Annotated in this window: 5 protein-coding genes; 1 reads left to right on the forward strand and 4 read right to left on the reverse strand. The window is 68.1% G+C overall.

Annotated elements, in window-relative coordinates; translation table 11 throughout:
• Positions 1-252: 252 nt before the first annotated feature.
• From AC08OO_RS17910 to AC08OO_RS17920, 3 genes are all read right to left on the reverse strand, one after another.
• Entirely contained in the window at positions 253-1122 is an 870-nt protein-coding gene (locus AC08OO_RS17910; RefSeq protein ID WP_476608390.1) for a TIGR03619 family F420-dependent LLM class oxidoreductase, read from the reverse strand.
• 103 nt (positions 1123-1225) lie between these two features.
• Positions 1226-1585, reverse strand: a complete 360-nt coding sequence (locus tag AC08OO_RS17915) for a MerR family transcriptional regulator (protein ID WP_476610810.1) — start codon at positions 1583-1585, stop codon at positions 1226-1228.
• Positions 1586-1877: 292 nt separating this feature from the next.
• Positions 1878-3215 (reverse strand): YncE family protein, encoded by a 1338-nt coding sequence (locus AC08OO_RS17920; RefSeq protein ID WP_476610808.1) that lies wholly within the window; start codon positions 3213-3215, stop codon positions 1878-1880.
• A gap of 288 nt (positions 3216-3503) precedes the next feature.
• Between AC08OO_RS17920 and AC08OO_RS17925 the strand changes: the two genes are divergently transcribed.
• Entirely contained in the window at positions 3504-4358 is an 855-nt protein-coding gene (locus AC08OO_RS17925) for a polysaccharide deacetylase family protein (RefSeq protein ID WP_476618799.1), read from the forward strand.
• 129 nt (positions 4359-4487) lie between these two features.
• Here AC08OO_RS17925 and AC08OO_RS17930 read toward each other — a convergent pair whose 3' ends face one another.
• Positions 4488-5348, reverse strand: coding sequence for a polysaccharide deacetylase family protein (locus AC08OO_RS17930; protein ID WP_476610806.1), 861 nt, complete (start codon positions 5346-5348; stop codon positions 4488-4490).
• Positions 5349-5534 lie beyond the last annotated feature (186 nt).

Consider the following 5534-nt stretch of genomic DNA (forward strand, 5'->3'; position numbering starts at 1 on the left):
GCAGAAGGGGGTGGGTCGGTCCTGGGGCAGGAGCCGGCGGCGGGTGGGATCAAGCGCCGGCGTGCAGGTGGGATGCCCACACCGACCCGGACCTGTGCCGCTGGCCGGTAGCCCGGCGGCGACGTCGGCGAGGTGGGCGGGCAAGTCGCCGAGCTCGACATGAGGTCGCACCCGGCAAGTGGGCGAAGGTGAACTCCGCCTGCTGGCGGGCGTCGAGAACATACGCGTCGCCGACCTGGTCTGGCCGAACCGTCAGGTCGACAGGCGGTCGAGGAGGCCGAACCGCTGGGCGAACGCGGATATCTCGTCGCGCTGCTGAACTGGATCGATGGCCGTGGCGCCCACGACGATGCGGGTCACACCCTGCGCGGCGAACGCCTCCACCCGTTCCGGTGTCATGTCGATCGACCCCCATCGCGTGTACTCCAGAGCATCCGGATTACGGCCAGCCTCGAAGGCGGTTGACCGGGCGAGGTCTAGTTGGAGGCTACGCTCATCAGGACCGAGCGCACCGCCGGGAAAGTAGCCGTCGCCTCGCCGCCCGGCCCGGCGTGCAGCCGCCCGACTTGATCCACCAACGTGGATGGGCAGCTGGGTAACGCCGTAGGGCTTCGGGAAGCTGCACAGGTTGTCGAAGTCGAAGAACTCCCCGCGGAAGCTGACCCCGTCCTCACCTCCGGCCCAGAGCAGTCGCATCACGTCGATCGCCTCGTCGGCGCGGCGACCACGGGTGCTGAAATCCACCCCCACCGCCTGGGCCTCGCCCGGCAAGGTTCCCAGCCCCACGGTCAATAGCCGCATCCGCCCCTTGGACAGCACATCAATGGTGGCCAGTCGCTTGGCGAGGACCACTGGATGGTGGTAGGGAAGCAGCAGCACGCCCGTGCCGAGCAGCATCCGGTTCGTGGCCGCGGCGACGAGGCTCAGGCAATCGAGGGGATCGGCGTAGGGCAGCGACGGCGGGATCTCGATGGACCCGACCATCGCCCCGGGGTACAGCACGATGTGCTCCGGCAGATACAGTGCCTCGAAGCCGCATTCCTCCGCATGCTGGGCGTAGGCAGTGATCCGGTCCGGGTCGACACCGTAGTAGGGCGTGCTGTAGCCGATTGCGAACTTCATCTCATTCTTCCGATCTGCTGATACCCCATTGCTCCCCGCCCGCCGTTGGCCGGGCGGACAGGGACGTTGGGCTCGATGACTGTTCGTCGGTCGGCGACGGTTACTATGGCCGCATCGCGATCGCTTGAGCGAGCTGGCTCTGCAACTGCTGCCGTACCGCGTCGAGCCGCTTGATACAGGCATCGGCTTCGGCGAGTTTGCGTCGCAGCACCAGCACAGAGTCCGGGCAAACGTGTCCCGACGTGTTGCCGGCCCGCAAACAGGCGACGAACGGGCGGATGTCGTTGAGGTCGAAGCCCACAGCGAGCAGGGCCCGAATTTCGTGGACGACTCGCAGCTCCGCCTCGTCGTAGACACGGTAGCCGTTGGCGGAGCGCCGTGGCCGTACCAACCCGTGTGACTCGTAGTAGCGCAGCGTGCGGGTGCTCGTGCCGGCCCGTTCCGCCAGTTCGCCGATCAGCATCCGGCCTCCTTCACCCGCCCGGGGCAAGACGCTAAACCTTGTCGCCGGCGTCAAGGCAATGTGCCGCCGGGTAAGAAAGTTGCCGGAGGAGGTCACGGTGCCACCGCAGCACGGTGGCCGGGGTGACGAAGAAGACGTCCCAGCGGGCCCGGGGTAACAGCCGGGACAGCGCCGCAAGGATCACCTCATCTTGGCAGGTAGGGGGGCTCCGGTTCCCCCTCCCCCGGAGGTGATCGTGCTGGCGGTGCGCCGGTGGACAGCCGGTGGACAGCAGTATCGAACACGCGAGGGCTTATCGCATGATTCCGGTGTGGCCGAGGGAGTAGCGCCCGGGCTGCGGCCAGACGGCGAGCCCGTGCGGCTCGTGGCCCACCGGGATCTCGGTCAACAGCCGGCCGGTCGTCGGGTCCGACCCGCCGTTCCCGCCGGTATCGAACACGTACACGACGTTGCTGCGCCGGCCGGACAGCCACAGCCGGGTCCCGTCGGCGTTGACGTTGCCCATGTCGGGGGTCCCGCCGCTGGGGATGGCCCAGTTTGCGACGATCTTCCTGGTGGTGAAGGAGATGACCGACACGGAGCCCCGATCACCGGTATGCGGGAACGGGACCATGTCGGAGGTCATCATGCCGCCCCGGTTGACGACGTAGAGATAGCGGCCGTCGCGGCTGGGGTACAGGCCGTGGGCCTCCGGGCCGGTCGGGACAAAGCCGGTTTTGGTGAGGGTGTCCCCGTCGATGAGGTGGACGCCGCCGGCGTTCATGTCGGCGACGTACCAGACCCGGCCCGCAGGATCGATCTTGATGTCCTGGGGGGCCGCGGTGCGTCCGAGATCGAGGTAGCCGAGGACCCGCTCGTGCGCCAGGTCGATCTTGACCAGTTGGCCGGCGAACTCGCAGGTGGCGATCGCATAGGTGCCGTCCGGGGAGAAGTCGACGTGGTTGACGCCCGCGCACCGGCTGCCCACGTCGAGGCTGTGGCGCAGGGCGAAGGTATGAGGGTCGCGGAAGTCGACGCTGTGGTTCGCCTCGGCGATGACCATCGCGCTCTTTCCGTCGAGGGTGAAGTACAGGTTGTAAGGGTCGGTGACCGGTATGGCCCGGCCGGCGAGGCGCCCGGTCCGCGGGTCGATCGGTGACAGACTGTTCCCGACGTTGTTGTTGACCCACAGGGTCCGCAGGTCCCAGGACGGGACCACATGCTGCGGGCCGCGCCCCGTGGGGTAGGTGGCCACTACCCGCAGCGTGTGCTGGTCGATGACGCTGACCGTGCCGTCGGACAGGTTCGGGACATAGACGAGCTGCGGATCGTCGCGCACGACCGGGCTCAGCATCCCGGCATGGGCGTGGGCGTACACATCCACAGCAGCGGTGGTAGCACCAGCAACGGTGGTACCACCACCAGCAACGGCGGCGGTGGGGCTTGCTCCCGCCCTGGCCGGGGACGCAGCCGGGGACGCAGGCGGTTGCGGGAGGGCTCCAGCGTTCGCAGCCTGGTTGCCCGGGTCACGGAGAACCCAGCCCGCCAGCAGGGCGACGACAAGGACCACCAGGCCGGCCAGCAGGATCGGGCCGTACGGCCGGGGCCGCTTCCCGGGCCGGGGTTGATGCGTTTTCGCCCTGGTTGGCATGCCAACACGCTAGTACCGTCTTTTCACGCGGGGCCCTTCGACCCCGTCGGACGGCCGCATAATCGAACATGGTAAAAAGACATTTTACTGATCGCCGCATGATCGTGATCATTGCCGACAAGAAGGCTCGTTTCGGGGTCTGGCCGCTCGTGGCCTCACGGTACCCGGCTGGTGATCCTGGGTGCCCATCGGGCGCCTCCAGTGGCCGGGATATCCCGTGGCCGGGATATCCCGTGGCCGGGATATCCCGTGGCCGGGATACCCCGTAGCCGGGATACCCTCAGCGTCATGTCCCAGCCGGCCGGTCGTGGTACCTCTCGTCGCCAGTTCCTGGCTGTGGCCGGTACGGCGGCGGCCACGGGGCTGGCGGGCTGCGGTACCGGTGGCTCGACCCCCTCGGCGCCACCAGCGTCCTCAGGAGCAACGCCGTCACCCTTCGCCCCTGCCCTTGGCGGCACATCGGGTGAGACCGCGGCGGCCTCGCTCGCTGCCGGCGCGGCCGGCGGCCCGGAGCTGGTGCCGGGAGGCGCGGCGGCGGCGGTCACCCACGGACCGCGTGACCGGTCCCGGGTCGCGCTCACCTTCCATCTCGGCCCGCACGAGGCGGGTCAGGATCTGTCCCTGGCCCATCAGCTCCTCACCGACGCCGCCAGGCTCTCGGCACCGATCACCGTGTTTGCGGTCGGGCAATGGCTCGACCAGCACCGCGACCTCGTCCCCGTCATCCTCGCGGCCGGCAACGAACTGGCGAACCACACCTACACCCACCCGGCGCTGACGACGCTTCCAGCCGATCGGGTGACCGCGGAGATCACCGGCTGCCGGGACGTCCTGGCCCGACTGGCCCCGACGCAGGGCCGCTACTTCCGGCCCTCCGGCACGAGCACCGCCACCCCGCTGATCCTCACCGAGGCCGGCGCCGCCGGGTACCGCACGGTTGTGGACTTCGACGTCGACCCGCTCGACTACACCTCTCCCGGAGCCGACACCGTCGTCGCGCGGGTGCGGGCCGGCACCCGGCCAGGCTCCATCGTGAGCATGCATTTCGGCTACCCGGGCACCGTCAGCGCGTTCCCCCGGATCGTCGCGAACCTGCGCACGGCCGGCCTCACCCCGGTACCGGTCCACGACCTGCTCACCTGACCTCGGAAAGGCCGGCCCGGGTGAAACTCCTTGGCCGGGAATTCCTTGGCCGGGAGTTTCTTGACCGGGCATTCCTCGGGCCCTTCCGACCAGGACGAGATCGTCGCTTCCGCAGAAATGTTGCCGTTGTCAGCCGACGGCGCGGGAGGTGCCGAACATGGTATCCAGGGTGACCGGCTGAAGGTTGCGCTGCTCGATCAGTTGTTGGACCTTGTCGAACAGGCCGAGGATGGTCTGGTGGTTGGCGTGGCCGATCATGATCGTGCCTGGCTTGAGGTACTGTTCGGCAAGCCCGATGAGCTGCTGCGGGGTGAGTGTGGTCGAGTCGCCGAAGCTGCCGTTCCACAGCAGGACCCGGGTGTAGCCAAGCTCGCCCACGAGCCCGTCGACGTGGGGGTTGTGGGCGCCGTAGGGCGGACGGAACCAGGGCCGGCTGGTGATTCCGAAGGTTCGCTGAATCCACTGCTCGTTCCGCTCTATATCGGCCCGGATCGTGGTGTCCGTCTCGTGCAGCAGGTTCTTGTGGGTCCAGGTGTGGTTGCCGATCTGCACCTGACCGGACTCCACCAGCGGACGCAGGACGTCGGCGTGGCGGTCCCAGATCGCCCGGTAGGCGCCGTTCGGCGAGAACGTGATGGGGATCTTCGATCGCTGGGCGAACGCCACGTAGCCGGCGACCGTCGCGGCATCGTAGCCGTCGTCGATCGTCAGGGCGATCTGCTGGGTCCGGGCGGGTGCCTGGAAGGTCACGGTGGGTCGGCCTGGATGCGGCGGGGGCATCGGCGGAAACGAGGGCAACGGACCTGTGACCACTCCATCCCCGGGCGTGGCTACGGAATTCCCGGGCGTGGGTACGGGTGCGACCGCTGGGACGGGGCCAAGGCCACGCACGGTGTCGGTGGCGTGGGTGTCGGGCTTGGCGGGCGCCGTGCCGGCCGAGCATCCGATCAGCGCCTGCGCGGCGCCGATGCCCAATAGGGAAAGGAGCATCCGTCGATCCATAGACCGACATTAACGGACATATGATTGCGCTTTGCCATCGGTGCGTGTAATCGTGGTTCTTCCTCGTCAAGTTGCTTCGTATCTTTCTCGAAGGGATCATGCGGTGGCCGTCCCCTTTACAGGCCGCTACTCTGGGGTGTCGTAGGACTGTCGCAGAGTGGCGAAGGACTGTTC

The sequence above is a fragment of the Frankia sp. CeCAU1 genome (genome assembly GCF_977971845.1).